Source organism: Serpentinimonas sp. SSL01 (genome assembly GCF_056323735.1).
The window spans coordinates 1098883-1118250 of record NZ_CM150487.1 but is presented as its reverse complement, the minus strand read 5'-3'; the positions used below and the strand labels follow the sequence as shown (position 1 = coordinate 1118250).

The 19368-nt window shown below is 67.8% G+C and carries 13 protein-coding genes; 3 read left to right on the top strand and 10 right to left on the bottom strand.

The window, feature by feature from the left end:
- The first annotated feature begins 79 nt into the window (after positions 1-79).
- Positions 80-460 carry an aspartate 1-decarboxylase gene (panD, locus tag ACVMK0_RS05330; RefSeq protein WP_476464557.1) on the top strand — a complete coding sequence of 127 codons (381 nt, stop codon included), beginning with the start codon at positions 80-82 and terminating at the stop codon, positions 458-460.
- A 12-nt stretch (positions 461-472) separates the two neighbouring features.
- Here panD and nadB read toward each other — a convergent pair whose 3' ends face one another.
- The 7 genes from nadB to ACVMK0_RS05295 all read right to left on the bottom strand — a co-directional run bounded on the left by nadB (position 473) and on the right by ACVMK0_RS05295 (position 9390).
- Positions 473-2107, bottom strand: coding sequence for an L-aspartate oxidase (gene nadB / locus ACVMK0_RS05325; RefSeq protein ID WP_476464556.1), 1635 nt, complete (start codon positions 2105-2107; stop codon positions 473-475).
- 37 nt (positions 2108-2144) lie between these two features.
- Positions 2145-2969 (bottom strand): segregation and condensation protein A, encoded by an 825-nt coding sequence (locus ACVMK0_RS05320; protein WP_476464555.1) that lies wholly within the window; start codon positions 2967-2969, stop codon positions 2145-2147.
- Between the two features lie 77 nt (positions 2970-3046).
- Complete coding sequence (locus ACVMK0_RS05315) at positions 3047-3262, bottom strand: DUF3460 family protein (protein ID WP_045537681.1); 216 nt, start codon at positions 3260-3262, stop codon at positions 3047-3049.
- A 35-nt stretch (positions 3263-3297) separates the two neighbouring features.
- The gene (locus ACVMK0_RS05310; RefSeq protein WP_476464554.1) at positions 3298-4347 is read right to left on the bottom strand and encodes a class 1 fructose-bisphosphatase; all 1050 of its coding nucleotides are present in this window, start codon (positions 4345-4347) and stop codon (positions 3298-3300) included.
- A gap of 49 nt (positions 4348-4396) precedes the next feature.
- A complete protein-coding gene (pepN, locus tag ACVMK0_RS05305) occupies positions 4397-7129 on the bottom strand; it encodes an aminopeptidase N (RefSeq protein WP_476464553.1) in 2733 nt (910 codons plus the stop codon).
- Between the two features lie 83 nt (positions 7130-7212).
- A protein-coding gene (gene prfB / locus ACVMK0_RS05300; protein WP_476464651.1) for a peptide chain release factor 2 occupies positions 7213-8317 on the bottom strand; the annotation gives its coding sequence in 2 pieces (ribosomal slippage) (positions 7213-8235 and positions 8237-8317; 1104 coding nt in all).
- 89 nt (positions 8318-8406) lie between these two features.
- Positions 8407-9390, bottom strand: coding sequence for an alpha/beta fold hydrolase (locus tag ACVMK0_RS05295; protein ID WP_476464552.1), 984 nt, complete (start codon positions 9388-9390; stop codon positions 8407-8409).
- 25 nt (positions 9391-9415) lie between these two features.
- Here ACVMK0_RS05295 and ACVMK0_RS05290 point away from each other — a divergent pair, with 25 nt between their 5' ends.
- Together ACVMK0_RS05290 and ACVMK0_RS05285 are read left to right on the top strand one after the other, a co-directional pair.
- Positions 9416-11227, top strand: coding sequence for an acetate--CoA ligase (locus tag ACVMK0_RS05290; protein WP_476464551.1), 1812 nt, complete (start codon positions 9416-9418; stop codon positions 11225-11227).
- A gap of 187 nt (positions 11228-11414) precedes the next feature.
- The gene (locus ACVMK0_RS05285; RefSeq protein ID WP_476464550.1) at positions 11415-14012 is read left to right on the top strand and encodes an ABC transporter permease; all 2598 of its coding nucleotides are present in this window, start codon (positions 11415-11417) and stop codon (positions 14010-14012) included.
- 100 nt (positions 14013-14112) lie between these two features.
- Here ACVMK0_RS05285 and ACVMK0_RS05280 read toward each other — a convergent pair whose 3' ends face one another.
- Genes ACVMK0_RS05280 through pgi form a run of 3 tightly spaced genes read right to left on the bottom strand, consistent with a single transcriptional unit; the run spans position 14113 to position 19356 of the window.
- Entirely contained in the window at positions 14113-14862 is a 750-nt protein-coding gene (locus ACVMK0_RS05280) for a glutathione S-transferase family protein (RefSeq protein ID WP_476464549.1), read from the bottom strand.
- A 46-nt stretch (positions 14863-14908) separates the two neighbouring features.
- A complete protein-coding gene (ppc, locus tag ACVMK0_RS05275; protein ID WP_476464548.1) occupies positions 14909-17665 on the bottom strand; it encodes a phosphoenolpyruvate carboxylase in 2757 nt (918 codons plus the stop codon).
- Positions 17666-17688: 23 nt separating this feature from the next.
- Positions 17689-19356, bottom strand: a complete 1668-nt coding sequence (pgi, locus tag ACVMK0_RS05270; RefSeq protein WP_476464547.1) for a glucose-6-phosphate isomerase — start codon at positions 19354-19356, stop codon at positions 17689-17691.
- Positions 19357-19368: the final 12 nt, after the last annotated feature.

Sequence of the window (19368 nt, the reverse complement as noted above, 5' to 3'; positions counted from 1 at the left end):
GCTGACGCAAGCGGCGCGCTTTCTGTCACAATCGCGCCGGTTTTGTGGCCATTTACCGCGCCACACGGAGTTGTATCCCATGTTTCGCACCCTGCTCAAATCCAAAATCCACCGCGCCGCCGTCACCCACTGCGAGCTGCACTACGAGGGCTCGTGCGCCATCGACGAAAACCTGCTCGAAGCCGCCAACCTGTGCGAGAACGAGCAGATCCACATCTGGAACGTCAACAACGGCGAGCGCTTGGTCACCTACGCTATCAAGGGCGAGCGCGGCAGCGGCATGATCTCGCTCAACGGCTCGGCGGCGCGCCGGGCGGCGGTGGGCGATCTGGTGATCATCGCCGCCTACGCGCAGGTGCACGAAGACCACATCGCCCGCCACGAGCCGCAACTGGTGTTTGTCGATGAGCACAACCGCCAAACCGCCTTGCGCCACCACGTGCCAACGCAGGCGCTCTGAGGGCCCGGTGCACTAGCTGCGCGCTCGGGCGGCTGGGTCGAGCACGGTGGGTCGCGCCTCCGCTAGGGTGTGCGGGTGGTCTAGGCTGTAGTGCAGGCCGCGGCTTTCGTGGCGCGCTTGGGCGCTGCGCACGATCAAATCGGCCACTTCGACCAGGTTGCGCAGCTCCAGCAAATCGCGCGTGAGGTGAAAGCTGCGGTAGAACTCCAGAATTTCGGTGCGCAGCAGCGCGATGCGGCGCGCGGCGCGTTCGAGCCGCTTGTCGGTGCGCACGATGCCGACGTAGTCCCACATAAAACGGCGCAGCTCGTCCCAGTTGTGGGCGATCACCACCTGTTCGTCGGCGTCGCTGACGCGGCTGGTGTCCCATGGGCGCACCGGCGGCAAGGCGGTGGCGGGCGCGGCCACGATGTCGTCCACGGCGGCGCGGGCAAACACCAGGCATTCGAGCAGCGAGTTGCTGGCCAGCCGGTTGGCGCCGTGCAACCCGGTGCAGCTGGCTTCACCCACGGCGTACAGGCCAGCCAGGTCGGTGCGCGCACGCAAATCGGTGAGCACACCGCCGCAGGTGTAGTGGGCCGCCGGCACCACCGGGATCGGCTCGCGCGTGATGTCGATGCCCAGCTCGGCACAGCGCGCCAAGATGTTGGGGAAGTGCTCCTGCAAAAACGCCGGGCTCTGGTGCGAGATGTCAAGATAGACGCAGTCCAGGCCGTGTTTTTTCATCTCGAAGTCGATGGCGCGCGCCACCACGTCGCGTGGGGCCAGTTCGGCGCGCGGGTCGTGATCGGGCATGAAACGGCGCCCACCGTGTGCTGCGGGCAGCAGCAGCCGGCCGCCTTCGCCGCGCACCGCTTCGCTGATCAAAAAGCTCTTGGCCTTGGGGTGGTACAGGCAGGTGGGGTGGAACTGGATGAATTCCATGTTGGCCACGCGGCAGCCGGCGCGCCAGGCGGCGGCGATGCCGTCACCGGTGGCGGTGTCGGGGTTCGAGGTGTACAGGTACACCTTGCCCGCGCCGCCGGTGCACAGCACGGTGTGCGGGGCCACGAAGGCCTGCACCTCGTCGGCGCTTTCGTCAAAGGCGTAGGCACCCAAGCAGCGCCGGCTGGGCCAAGTGGGCGTGGTGGCGTGGCGGTCGCTCAGGATCAGGTCCACCAGGTTGTGGGTCTGGAACACGTGGATGTGGGGGGCGGCGCGCACGCGCTCGATCAGCGTTTGCTGCACCGCAGCGCCGGTGGCGTCGGCGGCGTGCACGATGCGCCGGTGGCTGTGGCCGCCCTCGCGCGTCAGGTGCAGTTCGCCCTCGTGCAGGGTAAAGCGGGTGCCCATCTGGCGCAGCCAGTCGATGGCCGCGGGCGCGTTTTCGACCGTGAAGCGGGTGGCGGCGAGGTCGCACAAGCCCGCGCCTGCCACCAGGGTGTCGTCGATGTGCGCTTGGAAGCTGTCGTCGGCGGCTAGCACGGCAGCGATGCCGCCTTGCGCCCAGCCGCTGGAGCCGTCTTCGATGGTGCGCTTGGTCAGGATGGCGATGCGCAAGTGGCTGGGCAGCAGCAGCGCGGTGGCCAAGCCGGCCAAGCCGCTGCCAACAATCAGCACGTCGAAGGCGAGTGTGGGCGCGCTGGCGGTGAAAGGGGGCTGGGTCATGGTGCAGTCTGGCGCGGTGTGGGGCAGGGGGTGGATGTTACACAGTGTCCGGGCCGGTGTGGCTGCTCGGGCTCAAGCGCACGTAAATGGGCGCATAGGCGCTGGCTTGGGTGAGATCGACCAGCCCTTCGCGGCTGAGTTCGAGCAGGGCGATGAAGCTCACGATCAGTGCCGCCACGCCTCGCGCGGGTTCGAGCAGTTCGCCAAATTCGGCAAAGCGGCGCGGCTGCAACTGGCGCAGCAACTGGCTCATGAAGGCGCGCACGCTCAACTGCGGGCGCTCGATGCGGTGGCTTTGCACCAGGCGGGCGCGCTGCAGCAGGGCGGCCCAGGCTTGCGCCAGTTCGGCGGCATCGACGCTGGGCCAGACCGGGGCGGCGGGCGCGGCTGCAGCCAGAGTGGCTTGGGCGTACCAGAAGTCGCGCCCGTGCTGCGGCAGGGCCTCGATGCGCAGCGCCGCCAGCTTGACCTGTTCGTATTCCAGCAACCGGCGCACCAGTTCGGCGCGCGGGTCTGCGGTTTCGGCTTCGGGGCTGCTGCGTTTGGGCGGCAGCAGCAGGCGCGATTTGATCTCGATCAGCAGCGCCGCCATGAGCAGGTATTCGCCGGCCAGCTCGAGGTTGTGCGCGCGCACCTGCTCGACGTAGCCCAGATACTGGCGCGTGAGCTGGGCCATCGGAATGTCGAGGATGTTGAAGTTTTGCCTGCGAATCAGGTAGAGCAGCAGATCCAGCGGCCCCTCGAAGGCGTCGAGGAACACCGCCAAGGCATCGGGCGGGATGTACAGGTCGGGCGGCAGGGCAAACAGCGGTTCGCCGTAGAGGCGCGCGAGCGCGGTGCTGTCGCTGGGTGCAAGGCTCATCGGTGCGCGGACGGCCCAGCTGAAGGGCCCCTAGGTGGCTTGCTGCAGGGCCGGCAACGCCTACAAGGCCTGCAGGCTCAGCCTTTGAGCGTGGGCTCGGTTTGGTAGACGTAGGGCTTTTGCGCCACTTTGGCGGCATTGGCCTGCTGCCAGAATTGGCGGTCGACCGGCTTATCCCACAGCAGGGCGCGGCCTTGGCGCTGTTGCGCCTCGAGTTCGGGCTGGCGGCCCTTGAGCGCGTCCAGAAACTCGGTGGCGTCGGAGCGGTAGTGCGGGCGGGCAAAGATGGACATGGGGTGTGGCTTGGTGAAGGGTGGCGAGGGCCATTTTAGGAAAGGTGGGTCGGCGGTGTAGCGGTCGCATGCTCGAGGTGGCAGCGCTCGATGCGCTCGACTTCGTTGCGCGAACCCAAGATCACGCTCACGCGCTGGTGCAGGCTGTGCGGCACCAGGTCGAGGATGCGCCCGCGCCCGGTGCTGGCGGCGCCGCCGGCTTGCTCGACGATCCAGCCCATCGGGTTGGCCTCGTAGAGCAGGCGCAGTTTGCCGGGTTTGTCGGGTTCGCGCTTGTCCCAAGGGTACAAAAACACACCGCCGCGGCACAGGATGCGGTGCACGTCGGCCACCATCGAGGCCACCCAGCGCATGTTGAAGTCTTTGCCGCGCGGGCCTTCGCGGCCTTGCAGGCATTCGTCGATGTAGCGCCGCACGGGTGCGTCCCAGTGGCGCATGTTGCTCATGTTGATGGCGAATTCTTTGGTCTCGGGCGGAATCTGCACGCCGTCTTGCGTCAGCACCCACGAGCCCTGTTCGCGCTCGAGGGTGAACATGGCCACGCCGTTGCCCACGGTGAGCACCAGCGTGGTCTGCGGGCCGTAGATGCAGTAGCCCGCCGCCACCTGTTGCGCGCCGGGTTGCAGGAAGTCGGATTCGGCCACCGGCTCGATGCGCAGCGGGTCGTCGTTGTGGCGGCGCAGCACCGAAAAAATGGTGCCGATGCTGACGTTGACGTCGATGTTGCTCGAGCCATCGAGCGGGTCGAACAGCAGCAGGTATTCGCCTTTGGGGTAGCGGTTGGGCACGGCGTAGATGCCGTCCATCTCTTCGGAGGCCATGGCCGCGAGGTGGCCGCCCCATTCGTTGGCCTCGATCAGCACCTCGTTGGCGATCAGGTCGAGCTTTTTTTGCACCTCGCCCTGCACGTTTTCGCTGCCGGCGCTGCCCAGCACCTCGCCCAGCGCGCCTTTGTTGACGCTGATGGCGATGCGCTTGCAGGCGCGCGCCACCACCTCGATCAGCAGCCGCAGCTCAGGCGGGATGCTGCCGTGTACGCGCTGTTGCTCGATCAGGTAGCGGGTGAGGGAGGTGCGAGGGCTCATGGCGCAGCTTGGTTTGGGTGGGATGGGCGGGCGGTTTGGCAGCCTGAGTTTAAGCCTCTGCGGCCAAGGCGCGGGTGACGATTTCGAGCACGTCGGGGCTCAGGCCGGGGTGCTGCGCCACATCCGACAGCGCCTTGCGCGCCGCGCTGCGGTAGGGTTCGACCAGCGGCTGCCAGCGCTCGATGGCGCGCGCCAGCCGCGCCGCCACCTGCGGGTTGAAGGCGTCGATTTCGAGCACGCGCGCGCGCCAGAAGGCGTAACCGGCGCCGTCGGGGCGGTGCAGGGCGGCCGGGTTGGCGTGGCAAAAGCTGCCGATCAGGCTGCGCGCGCGGTTGGGGTTGCGCAGTTTGAAATCGGGGTGCTGCAGCAGCGCTTGCACGCGCGCCAACAGCGCGCCGTCAAAATCGGGGGCGCCGGCTTGCAGGGCAAACCATTTGTCGAGCACCAGATCGTCGTGTCGGTGGCGCTGGTGCATGCGCTCGAGCGCCGGTTCGGCCAGCGCGTGGCCGCTGTGCAGCAGCGCTTGCAGCGACTGTTGCAGCTCGGTCATGTGGGCGGCGTCTTTGCAGCGCTGGTAGGCTTTGCCGGGCCAGACCGCGTCGCCACTGGTGCGCGCAGCCAAGCACAACATATTCAGCGCCAGCCCGGTCAAGTCGCGGCGGGCGCTCGAGGCCGCATCGGGCCGGTAGGCGCCTTCGGTGGGGTGGGCCTCGAAGGCCCAGACCCAGTCGGCGTAGAGCGCTTGCGCGAGCTGGCTGCGCACGTTCAGGCGCACGGCGTGGATGCGTGGCGGGTCCACCTGCTGCACCTGCTCGGCCAAGTAGGCCTCGCTGGGGGCGGTGAGCAGCAGCGCTTTGAAGGCCGGATCGAGCTCGGGGTGGCGCAGCACGGCGCGCAAGGCCTCGAGTGTGGCCGCGTCGAGCACATCGGGGCGCACCGGGCCGCTGGCGTGCAGGGCGGCCAGCATCTGGCGCAGCATGAGCAGCTGGCCGGCTTCCCAGCGGTTGAAGGCGTCGCTGTCGTGCGCCAGCAGGGTGCGCAGCGCATCGGCGTCGAGCTCGGTCTGCAAAATCACCGGGGCGCTAAAGCCACGCAGCAGCGAGGGGATGGGGGCGTGCTCCAAGCCCACCAGAGCGGTGAACACGAAGCGCTGCACCGGCGCGCTCAACACCAGGGTGCGGCTGGTGCCCATGGCCTGGCTTTCGCCTTCGAGCTGCAAGGGCAGGGCGCGGCCATCGGCGGCCAGCAGCCCGAGTGTGACCGGGATCACGAACGGCTCTTTGTGCGGCTGGCCCGGCGTGGCCGGGCAGTGCTGGCGCAGCTCGAGCGTGTATTGGCCTAGGGCCGGGTCGAACTGGGCGCTAGCGTGCACCCTTGGGGTGCCGGCTTGGGCGTACCAGCGCTTGAAGGCTTCGAGCTGCGTGGCCAGCGCGCTGCCGGGGTTGCCGTCGGCCATGGCCTGAGCAAAGTCGTCGCAGGTCACGGCTTGGCCGTCGTGGCGCTCAAAATAGAGTTTGAGGCCGCGCGCAAAACCGGCGCGCCCGAGCGGGTCGAGTGCCGCGTCGCTGACCAGGGTCTGCATCATGCGCACCACCTCGGCCCCTTTTTCATAGACCGTGAGGGTGTAGAAATTGTTGATCTCGGCGTATTGGTCGGGGCGCACCGGGTGCGCCATCGGGCCGGCGTCTTCGGCAAACTGACTGCTGCGCAGCACGCGCACGTCTTCGATGCGCTTGACCGCGCGCGCCGAGGCGCTGGCGGCCATGTCTTGGCTGAATTCTTGATCCCGGAACACCGTCAGCCCCTCTTTGAGGCTGAGCTGGAACCAGTCGCGGCAGGTGACGCGGTTGCCGCTCCAGTTGTGCAGATACTCGTGCGCAACCACGCTCTCGACGTTGGCGTAGTCGGCGTCGGTGGCGCTGGCCGGGCTGGCGAGTACGTATTTGGTGTTGAAGATGTTGAGGCCCTTGTTCTCCATCGCGCCCATGTTGAAGTCGCTGGTGGCCACGATCATGAAGCGCTCGAGGTCCAACGGCAGGCCAAAGCGCGCCTCGTCCCAAGCGATGGCGGCCATGAGCGACTGCATGGCGTGCTCGGTTTTGTCAAGGTCGCCGGCGCGCACATAAATCTGCAGCGTGTGCGGTTGCCCACTGCGGCTGATGATTTTTTGCTCGCGCTGCACCAGCTTGCCCGCCACCAGGGCGAACAGGTAGCTGGGTTTGGGGTGCGGGTCGTCCCAGACCGCGTAGTGGCGCCCGCCTTCGAGCGCGCCTTGCTCCACCAGGTTGCCGTTGGACAGCAGCACCGGGTAGGTGGCTTGGTGGGCGCGCAACGTGACGCGATACCGCGCCATGACGTCGGGCCGATCGAGGAAGTAGCTGATGCGGCGAAAGCCCTCGGCCTCGCACTGGGTGAAAAAGGTGCCTTGGCTCAGGTACAGGCCCATCAGGTGGGTGTTTTTCTCCGGGCAGCAGGTGGAGAAGATTTCGAGCTCGAAGGGCTCGGGGCCGGCAGGCAGGTTTTCCAGCACCAGTTGGTCGGCGTCGAGCCTGAAGCTGCAGCCGGCGCCGTTTAGCAGCACCCGCGCCAGGTTCAGGTCGGTGCCGTCGAGGCGCAGCGGCTGCGGCGCCACGGCCGGGTTGCGCCGCAGTTGCATGCGGTTGAGCACGCGGGTTTTGACCGGGTCCAGGTCCAGGCTCAGATCGACGCGGTCGATCAGGTAGGCCGGGGCGGTGTAGTCGTGGCGCAGCACCACGGTGGCAGGGCCTTCACGCAGGGTCATGGTGGCTTTCTTGAGGGGGCACAGTTGGGGCAGCAATGGGGGCGGCGATTGGGGGCAGTTCAGCCTATTCGACGCTGAGTTTTTTAGACGCCTTGTTTGAGCGCGGCTTCGATGAAGGGGTCTAGGTCGCCGTCGAGCACTTTTTGGGTGTTCGAGATTTCGACGTTGGTGCGCAGGTCTTTGATGCGGCTTTGATCGAGCACGTAGGAGCGGATCTGGTGGCCCCAGCCGACGTCGGTCTTGCTGTCTTCGAGCTTTTGCTGCGCTTCCATGCGTTTGCGCATCTCGTGGTCGTAGAGGCGTGAGCGCAGCCGTTGCCAAGCCAAGTCGCGGTTGCTGTGCTGGCTGCGGCTGTCCTGGCACTGCACCACGATACCGGTGGGGATGTGCGTCAGGCGCACGGCCGAATCGGTTTTGTTGATGTGCTGGCCGCCGGCGCCGCTGGCGCGGTAGGTGTCGGTGCGCACGTCAGCGGGGTTGATGTCGATCTCGATCGAGTCGTCGATTTCCGGGTAAACAAACACCGAGGCGAACGAGGTGTGGCGCCCGCCCGAGGAGTCGAATGGGCTTTTGCGCACCAGCCGGTGCACGCCGGTTTCGCTGCGCAGCAGGCCAAAGGCGTAGTCGCCCTCGATCTTGATGCTGGCGCCCTTGATGCCGGCGCTGTCGCCCGCGGTTTCGTCTTCGATCGTGGTGCTAAAGCCCTTGCGCTCGGCGTAGCGCAGGTACTGGCGCAGCAGCATGCTGGCCCAGTCGCAGGCCTCGGTGCCGCCAGCGCCGGCCTGGATGTCGAGGAAGCAGTTGAGCGGGTCGGCGGGCTGGTTGAACATGCGCCGAAATTCGAGCTGCTCGACCTGGGCGCGCAAGCCCGCCGCTTCGGTTTCGATGGTCGCGAGGGCCTCGGTGTCGGCGTCGGCGGCGGCGAGCTCGAACAGCTCGGAGTGGTCGGCCAGATCGCGCCCGATCTGGTCCAGGACGTGCACCACGTTCTCGAGGCTGCGTTTTTCTTTGCCCAGCTCTTGGGCGCGCTTGGGGTTGTTCCAGACCGTGGGGTCTTCGAGCGCGCTTTCGACTTCGGACAGCTTCAGGGCTTTGGCATCGTAGTCAAAGATACCTCCGCAGCTCGAGCGTGCGCGCGCTCAGGTCGGCAAGCAGGGCAGAAAGGGCGTTTTGTTGTTCGGCATCCATGATCGGTGGCGTGGGCATTCGGGTAAAACACGCATTTTCTCATGCGGCAAGCGCCGCTGCCACACCAAAGGCTTCCGCAGCCGGACCGATCAAGCCCCATCGGCAAAAAATGCCTGCAACAAAGCGGCCAAGGCCGCCGGTTGGTCGTGGTGCAGCATGTGGCCGGCGTCGGGCAACTGCTCGATGCGGCACTGGGGCTGCGCGGCTTGCAGGCGCTGGTGGAACTGCTCGCGGGTGTATTCACCTTGGCGGTACCACTGGCCTAGGCTGTCGGCTTGGGCCTCGACCACCAGCAGCGGGGCGCGGATGCAGCGCCAGACCGCCAGCACCTCGTCGGCCCGGTACAGGTGCGGGTTGACGATTTTGTGCGCCGCATGGCCCAGCACCAGCCACTGGCCGCTGGCGTCGGGCGCGGCCCAGTGGCTGGCCAACCAGTCGGCTTTCTCGGGTGCGAGGCGGGGGTTGGTTTTGCGCAGGCGCTGCGCCACGGCTTGCGCGCTGGGGTAGCTTTTGAGTGCCAGCGTGCCTTGGCGCAGCGCGCCGATTTCATCGAGCCAGCGCGCGTAGCGCTGCGGGGCTTGTTCGGGCTGGCTGGCTGGCATGCCAAAGCCTTCCACGTTCACCAGGCGGCGCACCAGCGCCGGCCGTATGCCGGCGTAGAGCATGGCCACGTTGCCCCCCATGCTGTGGCCCACCACGTCGAAGGCGGCCCCGGCGGGGCGGCCCAGCTCGGCGTTCAGGTGCGCGATCAGGGCGTCGAGGTCGGCCAGATAGTCGGCAAACTGGTAGTGGTCGGCGCTGCCGTAGGCGAGCGGGTCGGTGGGCGTGGCGCATTCCAGCGGGCGCGAGTGGCCAAAGCCGCGCCAGTCTGGGGCAACGATCAGGCGCTCGGCCAACCAGGCTGGGGGCAGGGCATCGACCATGAACTGCCACGAGGCCGACACATCCATCCAGCCGTGCAACAGCAGCAGCGGTGTGGCGTCCGGCCGGTGCTGGCCCCACTGGCGCAGGTGGTGGTGGTGCCCACGCAGGGGCAAAAACAGGCTGTGGCTGGGGTGGCGGATTGGGTACATTGCAGGGATTATCAGGAGACCAGCCATGCCCAGGTGTCAAACAGCGGACAAGCCACGCGCAAAGCCCGAGCAATCGACGGCGACCCGAGCCGCCAAACGGCCGCCCCAGACCGATTCCTACGCCGCCTTGCACGCCGATTTTCACTGGCAGGTGCCGGAGTTTTTCAACATCGCCCAAGCCTGCTCGCGGCGCTGGGCCGAGCAGGCGCAGACCGCCAGCCAGACCGCTGTGATCGCCGACGGCCCCGACTGCGCCCAGCCGCGCCACCACAGCTACGCCGAGCTGCAGCAGGCCGCGAATCGGCTCTCGAACGGCTTGCGCTTGCTCGGGGTGCGGCGCGGCGAGCGGGTGGCGATCGCGCTGCCGCAGCGCTTCGAGACCGCCGTCGCCTACATCGCGGTGCTGCAGCTGAGGGCGGTGGCGGTGCCGCTGTCGCAGCTGTTTGGCCCCGAGGCGCTGGAGTATCGGCTGCAAGACAGCGCCGCCAGCGTGGCGCTGGTGGACGCACACAGCGGCGCGCTGGTGCAGGCATTGCGCGCCCAGTGCCCGGCGCTGCGCCACGTGCTGGGCCTGACTGGCCCAATGGATCCCGAGGTGATCGACTGGACTGCGGTGCAGGAGGCGGCGAGCGCCGAATGCGCGCTGGTGCCCACCCGCGCCGATGACCCGGCGCTGCTGATCTACACCAGCGGCACCACCGGCAACCCCAAGGGGGCGCTGATCCCGCACCGGGCGCTGATCGGCAACCTGAGCGGCTTCATTTGCAGCCAGAACTGGTTTGGCTTTGACCCCCACGAGGCCCGCACACCCTCGCAGGCGGTGTTCTGGAGCCCGGCCGACTGGGCTTGGACCGGGGGCTTGCTCGATGCCTTGCTGCCGACGCTGTATTTTGGCCGCCCGATCGTGGCTTGGAACGGGCGCTTTGCGGCGGCGACGGCCTTTGCGCTGCTGCAGCGGCACCGCGTCACGCACACCTTTTTGTTCCCGACCGCGCTCAAGGCCATGATGAAAGACTGCCCGCAGCCGCGCCAGCTCTACCGGCTGCGCCTGCAGGCCATCATGAGCGCGGGCGAAGCGGTGGGCGATGCGGTGTTCGACTACTGCCGCCAGCAGCTCGGCGTGACGCTCAACGAGATGTTTGGCCAGACCGAAATCAACTACGTGGTGGGCAACTGCGCGCGCCTGTGGCCGGCGCGCCCCGGCAGCATGGGCCGCGCCTACCCCGGCCACCGGGTGGCGCTGCTCGACGAGCAAGGCCACGAATGCGCCCAAGGGCAGATCGGCGAGGTGGCGGTGCACCGGCTGGACCGGCACGGCGTGCCCGACCCGGTGTTCTTTCTGGGCTACTGGAACAACCCCGGGGCCACGCGCGCCAAGTTCAGCGCCGACCCGGCTTCCAGCTGGTGCCGCACCGGCGATCTGGCCGTGCGCGACGCCGACGGCTACCTGTGGTACCAAGGTCGCGCCGACGACATGTTCAAGTCGGCCGGATACCGCATCGGGCCGGGTGAGATCGAGAACTGCCTGATCAAGCACCCCGCCGTGCTCTACGCGGCCGTGGTGCCCAAACCCGACGCGCAGCGCGGCGCCTTGGTCAAGGCCTACTTGGTGCTGGCGCACGAGGCGGCGCAGCAGCGCGCGCGCTGCATCAACCCGGAGCAGGCGTTCGACCCGACGCTGGTGGCCGAACTGCAGGCGCACGTCAGGCAGCGGCTGGCGCCCTACGAGTACCCCAAAGAGATCGAGTTCATCGACGCCCTGCCCATGACCAGCAGCGGCAAGGTGCAGCGCCGCCTGCTGCGCCTGCAAGAAGAGGAGCGGGCGCAGCGGGCTTAGGCTGCCGGCCGCCGCAACCATCTTGGTAACCAGCCTAGCAACCACCCTCTAGCAACCACCCCGGCAACTGCTCTGGCGCTACCCCTGCTGGCAGGCGGTGTTTGGGGGTGCCTGGTCGCGACCAGTCGATTCCCTCACAGCCTCGCATGCCCCTCGGGTATGCGCTTTGAGGTAGGCTCTGGGGCTCATGAACCCCCAAGCCCCTGCCCCTGTTTCTGGGCCTTTGCCCGCCCCGTTGCCCCAGCCCCCGCAGCCGCCCGCCACCCGCCCCGCCTCTTTTTGGGCCATAGGCTGGCGCGCGCTGCGCCGCGACGCCCGCGCCGGCGAGCTGCACCTGCTGTTGCTGGCTGTGGCCTTGGCGGTGTCGGCGCTCACGGCGGTGGGCTTTTTTGCCGACCGGTTGCAGCAGGGTTTGCAGCGCGATGCGCGCCATCTGCTGGGCGGCGACGCGGTGGTGCGCAGCGACCAGCCCTTGCCCGCCGCCTTCGTGCAGCAGGCGCAGGCGTTGGGGCTGGAGCTGACGCAGCATCTGGGCTTTCCGACCATGGCGCGCGCCGATGACGCCCAAGGCGGCGCCGCCCGGCTGGTGGCGCTCAAGGCGGTGCAAGACAACTACCCGTTGCGCGGCCAGCTGCTGGTGGGCCTGGCGCCGGGTGATGCCGGGCAGGCCACCACCGAGGTGCCGCGCCCGGGCACGGTCTGGGTCGATCCGGCCCTGCTGGCCGGGCTGGGGGTGCAAGTGGGGCAGGCGCTGTGGTTGGGCGACAGCCGCCTGACGATCGAGCGCCTGATCGTGCTCGAGCCCGACCGCGGCGGCGGCTTCATGAGCCTGCAGCCGCGGGTGCTGCTGCACCACAGCGATTTGGCCGCTACCGGGCTGCTGCAACCGGCCAGCCGGGTGAGCTACCGGCTGGTGCTGGCCGGGCCCGACGCGGCCGTGCAGCAATACACCGCTTGGGCGCAGGCCGAGCTCGAGCGCAGCGGCGTGCGCGGGGCGCAGCTCGAATCGTTCGAGACCGGGCGCCCCGAGCTGCAACAAACCTTGGAGCGCGCCGAGCAGTTCCTCGGGCTGGTGGCGCTGCTGGCGGCGCTGCTGTGTGCGGTGGCGGTGTCGATTGCGGCGCGGGTCTATGCCACGCGCCACCTCGACAGCTGCGCCATGCTGCGCGTGCTCGGTCTGTCGCAGGCCACCATGGCGCGCGCCTATGCGCTGTCGTTCGTGCTCGTCGGTCTGTTGGCGGGTGTGATCGGGGTGCTGCTGGGCTATCTGTTGCACCACGGCTTTGTGATCCTGCTGGCCGAGCTACTGCGCGCCGAGCTGCCGCCACCCAGCGCCTGGCCGGCGCTGTTTGGCCTGGGGGTGGGCCTGACGCTGATGCTCGCCTTTGGGCTGCCGCCGGTGCTGCAGCTGGCGCAGGTGCCGCCGCTGCGCGTGATTCGGCGCGAAGTGGGCGGCATCAAGCCGGCCTCGCTCGGTGTGCTGCTCTTGGGTGGGATCGGCTTTGCCGCCTTGCTGCTGGCCGTGAGCCCAGACCTAAGGCTGGGCCTGATCGCGTTGGGCGGCGTGGCGCTGGCGGCGGCGCTGTTTACTGCGGCCAGCTTTGCCGCGGTGCGCCTGCTGCGGCGCTGGGTCAACGAAGCCACGGCCCCGACTTGGCTGCGCCTAGCCACGCGCCAGATCGCGGCCCGGCCAGCGTATGCGGTGCTGCAAATCAGCGCCTTGGCCATCGGGCTGATGGCGCTGCTGCTGCTGGTGCTGCTGCGCACAGACCTCATCAGCAGCTGGCAGCAAGCCACACCGCCCGATGCCCCGAACCGCTTTGCCATCAACATACAGCCCGATCAGGCCGAGGCCTTTCAGGCCAGCTTGCGCGCCCAGGGCATCGAGCGCTTCGACTGGTACCCGATGTTTCGCGGCCGGCTGGTGGCCATCAACGACCAGCCCATAGACCTCGAGGCGCTGCCCACCGACCGCGGCCGCCGCTTGGCCGAGCGCGAGTTCAACCTCTCGCACAGCGCGCAGGCGCCCAGCCACAACGCCATCGTCGCCGGGCGCTGGCAGCCCGAGGAACAGGGCGCGATTAGCGTGGAAGATGGCCTAGCCGAAGATCTGGGGCTGCAACTGGGCGACCGGCTCACGTTCGAGATTGCCGGCGTGCCGGTGCAGGCGCGCATCAGCAGCTTGCGCGAAGTCGATTGGTCGTCGATGCGCGCCAACTTTTTTGTGCTGTTCCCGGTGTCACAACTGCCCGAGGTGCCCGTGACCTACCTGAGCGCCTTTCGCGCCCCCGTCGCAGCCAGCTTCGACGCCGAGCTCGTGCGCGCGTACCCGAACATCACGCTCATCGACCTGAGCGCCACGCTGGCGCAGCTGCAGCAGGTGCTCGCGCAAGTCAGCCGCGCGGTGGAGTTTTTGTTTGCCTTTGCGCTCGCCGCTGGGCTGGTGGTGCTGTTTGCCGCCATCGGCGCCACGCGCGCCGAGCGCGAGCGCGAGTACGCCATTTTGCGCGCCCTGGGCGCCAAAACCGCCCTGCTGCGGCGCGTGCAGCGGGCCGAATTGGCCGGCATCGGCCTGCTGGCCGGGCTGCTGGCGGCATTGGCGGCGCTGGCCATCAACTGGGCGCTGGCGCGGTGGGTGTTTGGCTTTGACTGGACGCCCGCGCTATGGGCCCCCGCCGCCGGCGCACTGGCCGGGGCCGCGCTGGCGCTGGCCGCCGGCTGGGCCGGACTGCGCGCCGTGTTGCGCACACCGGTGGTGCAGACGCTGCGCGCGGCGGCGCAGTAGCAGCAACCCACGATGCTTCTCGCCAAAGCGTGTGCCTACGGGGCGTGATGTGGGGCAGACGCGCCAGCCAGCGCAATCCGCCTATAAAGGCTATACCGCATCACCACATCACCGGCCCGCCCTTGGCGAGTGCGCGCTGGTAGGCGGCGCGCGCGTGCACGCGCTCGAGCCAGGCGTGCAGATGCGGCCATTTTTTGCTGGCGCTGCTGGGGGGGCCGCCTAGGCGCGTGAGCGCGGCTTCGATGGGGTAGCTCATCTGGAAGTCGGCCAGGCTCAGGTGTTCGCCGGCGAACCAGGGGCGCTGCGCCAGTTCTTGCTCGATGAAGGGCAGGGCGCGTTGCAGGTTGGGGTCGATGAGCTTGAGCTGCACCTGCTGGCAGATGTAGTGCACGATCGGCTGCACCAGCGGGCGCACGAAAAACGGCATGGGCTGGCGCGGCAGCATCTGGAACACCAGCTTCATCAGCAGCCACGGCATCAGCGAGCCTTCGGCGTAGTGCAGCCAGAAGCGGCAGCGCCGGTGTTCGGGGGTGCCGGGGGCGGGCACGAGCTGCGCTAGGTCGCCTTGGGCGCGCTCGGCAAAGGTCTCGGCCAGGTATTCCAGAATGGCAGCCGATTCGGCCACGACTTCGCTGCCGTGCACCAGCACCGGCGACTTGCCCAGCGGATGCACCGCTTTGAGCTCGGGCGGCGCCAGCCGGTTGCCGCGCTGGCGGGCGTAGGTTTTGAGCTCGTAGGGCAGCCCCATCTCTTCCAGCAGCCAGAGCACGCGCTGCGAGCGCGACTGCTCGAGGTGGTGCAGCACCAGCGTGGGGCTGTGGGGGACGGTGGGTGTGCTGGGCGTGTTCATGGTGCGATTCTGCAAGGTGGGGCTGGATATGGGGCGGGTCTGGGGTTCAACCCGTATTGCGCAGCCCGGCGGCGATGCCGTTGATGGTCAGGTGAATGCCGCGCTTGACCTTTTCGGCTGTGTTGCCGCTGCGGTGGCGCGCGATCAGCTCGACTTGCAGGTGGTGCAGCGGGTCGATGTAGGGGAAGCGCTGCTCGATCGAGCGCGCCAGCGCCGGGTTGTCGGCCAAGCGCTCGCTGTGGCCGGTGATGAGCGCGAGCGCCGCTCGGGTGCGCTGCCATTCGGCCTCGATGCGCTCGACGATGCGCTGGCGCAGCGCGGCCTCGGGCAGCAGCTCGGCGTAACGGCGCGCCAGGGCGAGGTCGGCCTTGGCCAGCACCATGTCGATGTTGGAGAGCAGGGTGCTGAAAAACGGCCAGCGCTGGTGCATCTGGCGCAGCAAACGCTCGGCCTGCGCTTGGCCCAGTTCGGCGCACAGCGCCTCGATGGCGCTGCCCAAGCCGTACCAGCCCGGCAGCATCAGGCGGCACTGGCCCCAGCTGAAGCTCCAAGGAATGGCGCGCAGGTCTTCGATGCGCTGGTTGGCTTTGCGCGAGGCCGGGCGCGAGCCGATGTGCAGTTCGGCGATTTCGCGAATCGGGGTGGCGCTGAAAAAATAATCGGCAAAACCCGGTGTCTCATAGACCAGTTCACGGTAGGCCGCCATGCTGGCGTCAGACAGGCGCTGGGCGGCGCGCAAAAAGCGCTCGGGCACCGGCTGCTCGGCGGGCAGCAAGGTGGCTTCGAGCGTCGCGGCCACCAGCGTTTCGAGGTTGCGCCGGCCGATGTCAGGGTTGGCGTATTTGGAGCCGATCACCTCGCCCTGCTCGGTCAGGCGGATCTGGCCGCGCACGGTGCCCGGGGGTTGGGCCAGAATGGCTTGGTAGCTCGGGCCGCCGCCGCGCCCGACGGTGCCGCCGCGGCCATGGAACAGGCGCAGCCGGATCGGCGCACCGAACTCGGCCCCGAGGCGATCGAACAGCGTCGCCAGCGCCGTTTCGGCTTGGTACAGCTCCCAGTTGCTGCTGATGATGCCGCCGTCTTTGTTGCTGTCGGAGTAGCCCAGCATCACCTCTTGCTCACCGTACTCGAGCGCGCTGGCGCGGCGCAGCATGGGCTCGATGCCGGGCAGGCGCAGGTAGGCATCCATGATCGCGCTGGCTTGGCGCAGGTCGGTGATGGTCTCAAACAGCGGCACCACGATCAGTTCGGCGCGCGCGTGGGCGTCGAGCGTGCCGTGCAGCAGCCCGACTTCTTTTTGCAGCAGCAGCACCTCGAGCAGGTCGCTCACGCTCTCGGTGTGGCTGATGATGGCATGCCGAATCGAGGCCGCGCCGTAGCGCTGGCGCGCTTGGCGCGCGGCCTCGAAGATCGCCAGCTCGCTCAGGGTGTGCGGCTGGTAGGGCGCTTCGGGGATGCGCAGCGGCCGCACGTCGTTGAGCAGGCGCAACAGCAGCGCCTGTTTGGCGGCTTCGGGTAGGGCGCTGTAATCGGCTTCGATGCGTGCCTGCGCCAGCAAGTCGGCCAAGGCGGCCTCGTGCCGATCCGAGCTTTGGCGCAAGTCCAGCGTGGCCAAATGGAAGCCAAACACCTCGACGGTGCGCAGCAGCGGCCGCAGGCGCGCCTCGGCCAGCGCGGCGCAACCCTGGGCGCTCAAAGCGGTGTCGATCAGGCGCAGATCGGCCAGAAAGGCCTCGGCGTTGGGGTACGGGTCCTGCGGGGCCACGGCGTGGCGCATGGCGTGGCCGCCGGTGAGCGCGGTCAGGGTGGCAGCCAAGCGGGCGTAGATGCCGGTGAGGGCGCGCCGGTAGGGTTCGTCTAGTCGGTGCGCGTTGGTGTCGGGCGAGCGCTCGGCCAGCGCCTGCATGTCGGGGGGCACGGGCAGCAGCATGGCCGAGAGCGAGAGCTCGCTGCCGAGCCAATGCACCTCGGTCAGGTGGTGGCGCAAAATCAGGTCGGCTTGGCGCTGCAGCGCCAGTTCGAGCGTGGCTGCGGTCACGTTGGGGTTGCCGTCGCGGTCGCCCCCGATCCACTGGCCCAGGCGCAAAAACGGCGGCACGCGCTGGCCCTCGAGCGCCGCTTCCACGCTGCGGTAGAGCCGGGGCAGTTCGGGGATGAAGGTGCTTTGGTAGTAGCCCAGCGCGTTTTCGATCTCGTCGGCCACGCTCAGTTTGGTAAAGCGCAGCAAACGGGTGTGCCACAGTTGCAGGATGCGCGCGCGCATCTGCGCTTCGTTGTCGGCCAAGCTGCGCTCATGGGCAAGGGTGTCGCGCTGGGCCAGCAGGCGTGCCAGTTCGCGCTCGGCGTCCAGAATGCTTTTGCGCTGCACCTCGGTCGGGTGCGCAGTAAGCACCGGCGCCACATGCGCCGTCTGCAGCGCCTGCGCCAGTTGCGCTTGGCCCACGCCGGCCTGCTGCAAACGGCCCCAGGTGTGCGCCAGACTGCCGCGCTGGATGTGCCCGGCCTGCTCGTGCACCGCGCGGCGGCGGATGTGGTGCCGGTCTTCGGCCAAGTTGGCCAAGTGGCTGAAGTAGGTGAAGGCGCGGATCACGCTCACCGCTTGGTCGTCGCTCAAGGCTTGCAGCAGGGCTTTGAGCTGTTGGTCGGCGGCTTGGTCGGCGTCGCGCCTGAAAGCCACAGACAGTTGGCGGATCTGCTCGATCAGCTCGAACGTCTGCGCTCCTTCCTGCTCGCGGATCACGTCGCCGAGCAGGCGGCCGAGCAAGCGGATGTCGTCGATCAGGGGTTGGTCTTTTTTGGCCATCGGGTGCTGCGCTGCGCGTTGGATTAAGGCGGTGGGTGGGGGGTTGTGTCTGCGGCGTGCTCCATGGCCTTGACCAACGTTTTGCCCAGTTCTACGCCCCATTGATCATAGGGGTTGATGCCCCAGATGGCGGCTTGGCAAAACACCTTGTGCTCGTACAGCGCCACCAGCGCCCCCAGCGTGTGCGGCGTGAGCGCCGGCAGCCACAGGGTGTTGCTGGGCACATTGCCGGCAAAGGTGCGGTGCGGCAACAGGCGCTGCACCTGATGTTCGGGCATCCCACCAGCACACAGTTCGGCTTCGGTATCGGCGCGGTCGCGACCGACGGCCAGCGCCAGGGCTTGGGCGCGTTGGTTGAGCAGCACCACCCGGTGGTGTTCGGCTGCCAGCGGCAAGGGCGTGTCTTCGCGCTCGACACCGATGAAATCCACTGGAACCCGGTGGCGGCCTTGGTGCAAGAGTTGAAAATAAGCGTGTTGGCCGTCGATGCCCAGTCCGCCCCAAACGATAGGCCCGGTATCGATTTGCACCGTTTTGCCGTCGAGGTGGGTGCTTTTGCCGTTGGACTCCATATCCATTTGTTGCACAAAGCGGGTGAAGGCATCGAGGCGGCTCGGGTAGGGGGCCAGCATATGGCTTGGGCAGTGCAGGAAGTTGCGGTTCCAGATGCCTAGCAAAGCCAACAGGAGCGGCATGTTGTGTTGCGGCTTGGCATTCCAAAAATGCAGGTCCATGGCGTGACCGCCTTGCAAAAATTCGCGAAACGCCTGCGGTCCGATGGCAATCGCCAGCGGCAGACCAATGGCCGACCAAACCGAATAGCGCCCGCCCACCCAATCCCAGAAGGTGTAAGTGTGCTGCGGTAGGTAGCCCTGCTGTGCCGCCACGGCAGGAGCGGCTGTTACGGCGATCAGATGCGGGGCCTGTTCTGCTGGCGTCTGCAAGCCGTGCTCGTGCAGCCAGCGCCGCGCCGATGCCGCAAGCGTGAGCGTCTCTTGGGTGCTAAAAGTCTTGCTTTGCACAATAAACACGGTGCGTGCCGCATCAAGTGTGCGCAGCACGCGGTGCAAGGCCCAGGCGTCGGGGTTGGAGACGAAGTGCACCCGGACTTGCGCACTGGCTAGGTGCTCGAGCGCGGCCACCGCCATGCGCGGCCCAAGGTCGGAGCCACCAATGCCTAGATTGACTACATCGGTGATGCGCTGCCCTTCATGGCCGACCCAGAGGCCGTTGCGGATGCGCTCGGCAGCCGACAAAAAACGGTGCAACTCGGCTTCGATGCACTGCGCCTGATCTGCACCCCAAGGCGGGGCCTGCATGGCGCCGCCGCGAAGGGCTGGATGCAGCACAGCGCGGCCTTCGGTGGCGTTGATGGGTTCGCCCCGGTACATGGCTTGGGCTTGGGGGCCGATCTGGCAATCGGATGCCAGTTCAAGCAAGGCGTCGAGCACCTCGGGGGTCACGGCTTGGTGCCGGGCGTCGAGACGCAACCCCGCTGCCAGCAACTGTAAGCGCTGGGCGCGCAAGGTGCTAGGATGTGATTGAGAGCCGCATTCAGTCCCAACGGCATCGTCGGCGAGCAACAAATCTCGCAAATGCGGCTGACCCTGCGCGGCCAAGGCTTCCAAGCGTTGCCAACTGCGGTGCCGGGTGGGTGAGCTGGAGTGGTTGTAGGGATTGGGAGACGTCAAGGCGGTTCCTGC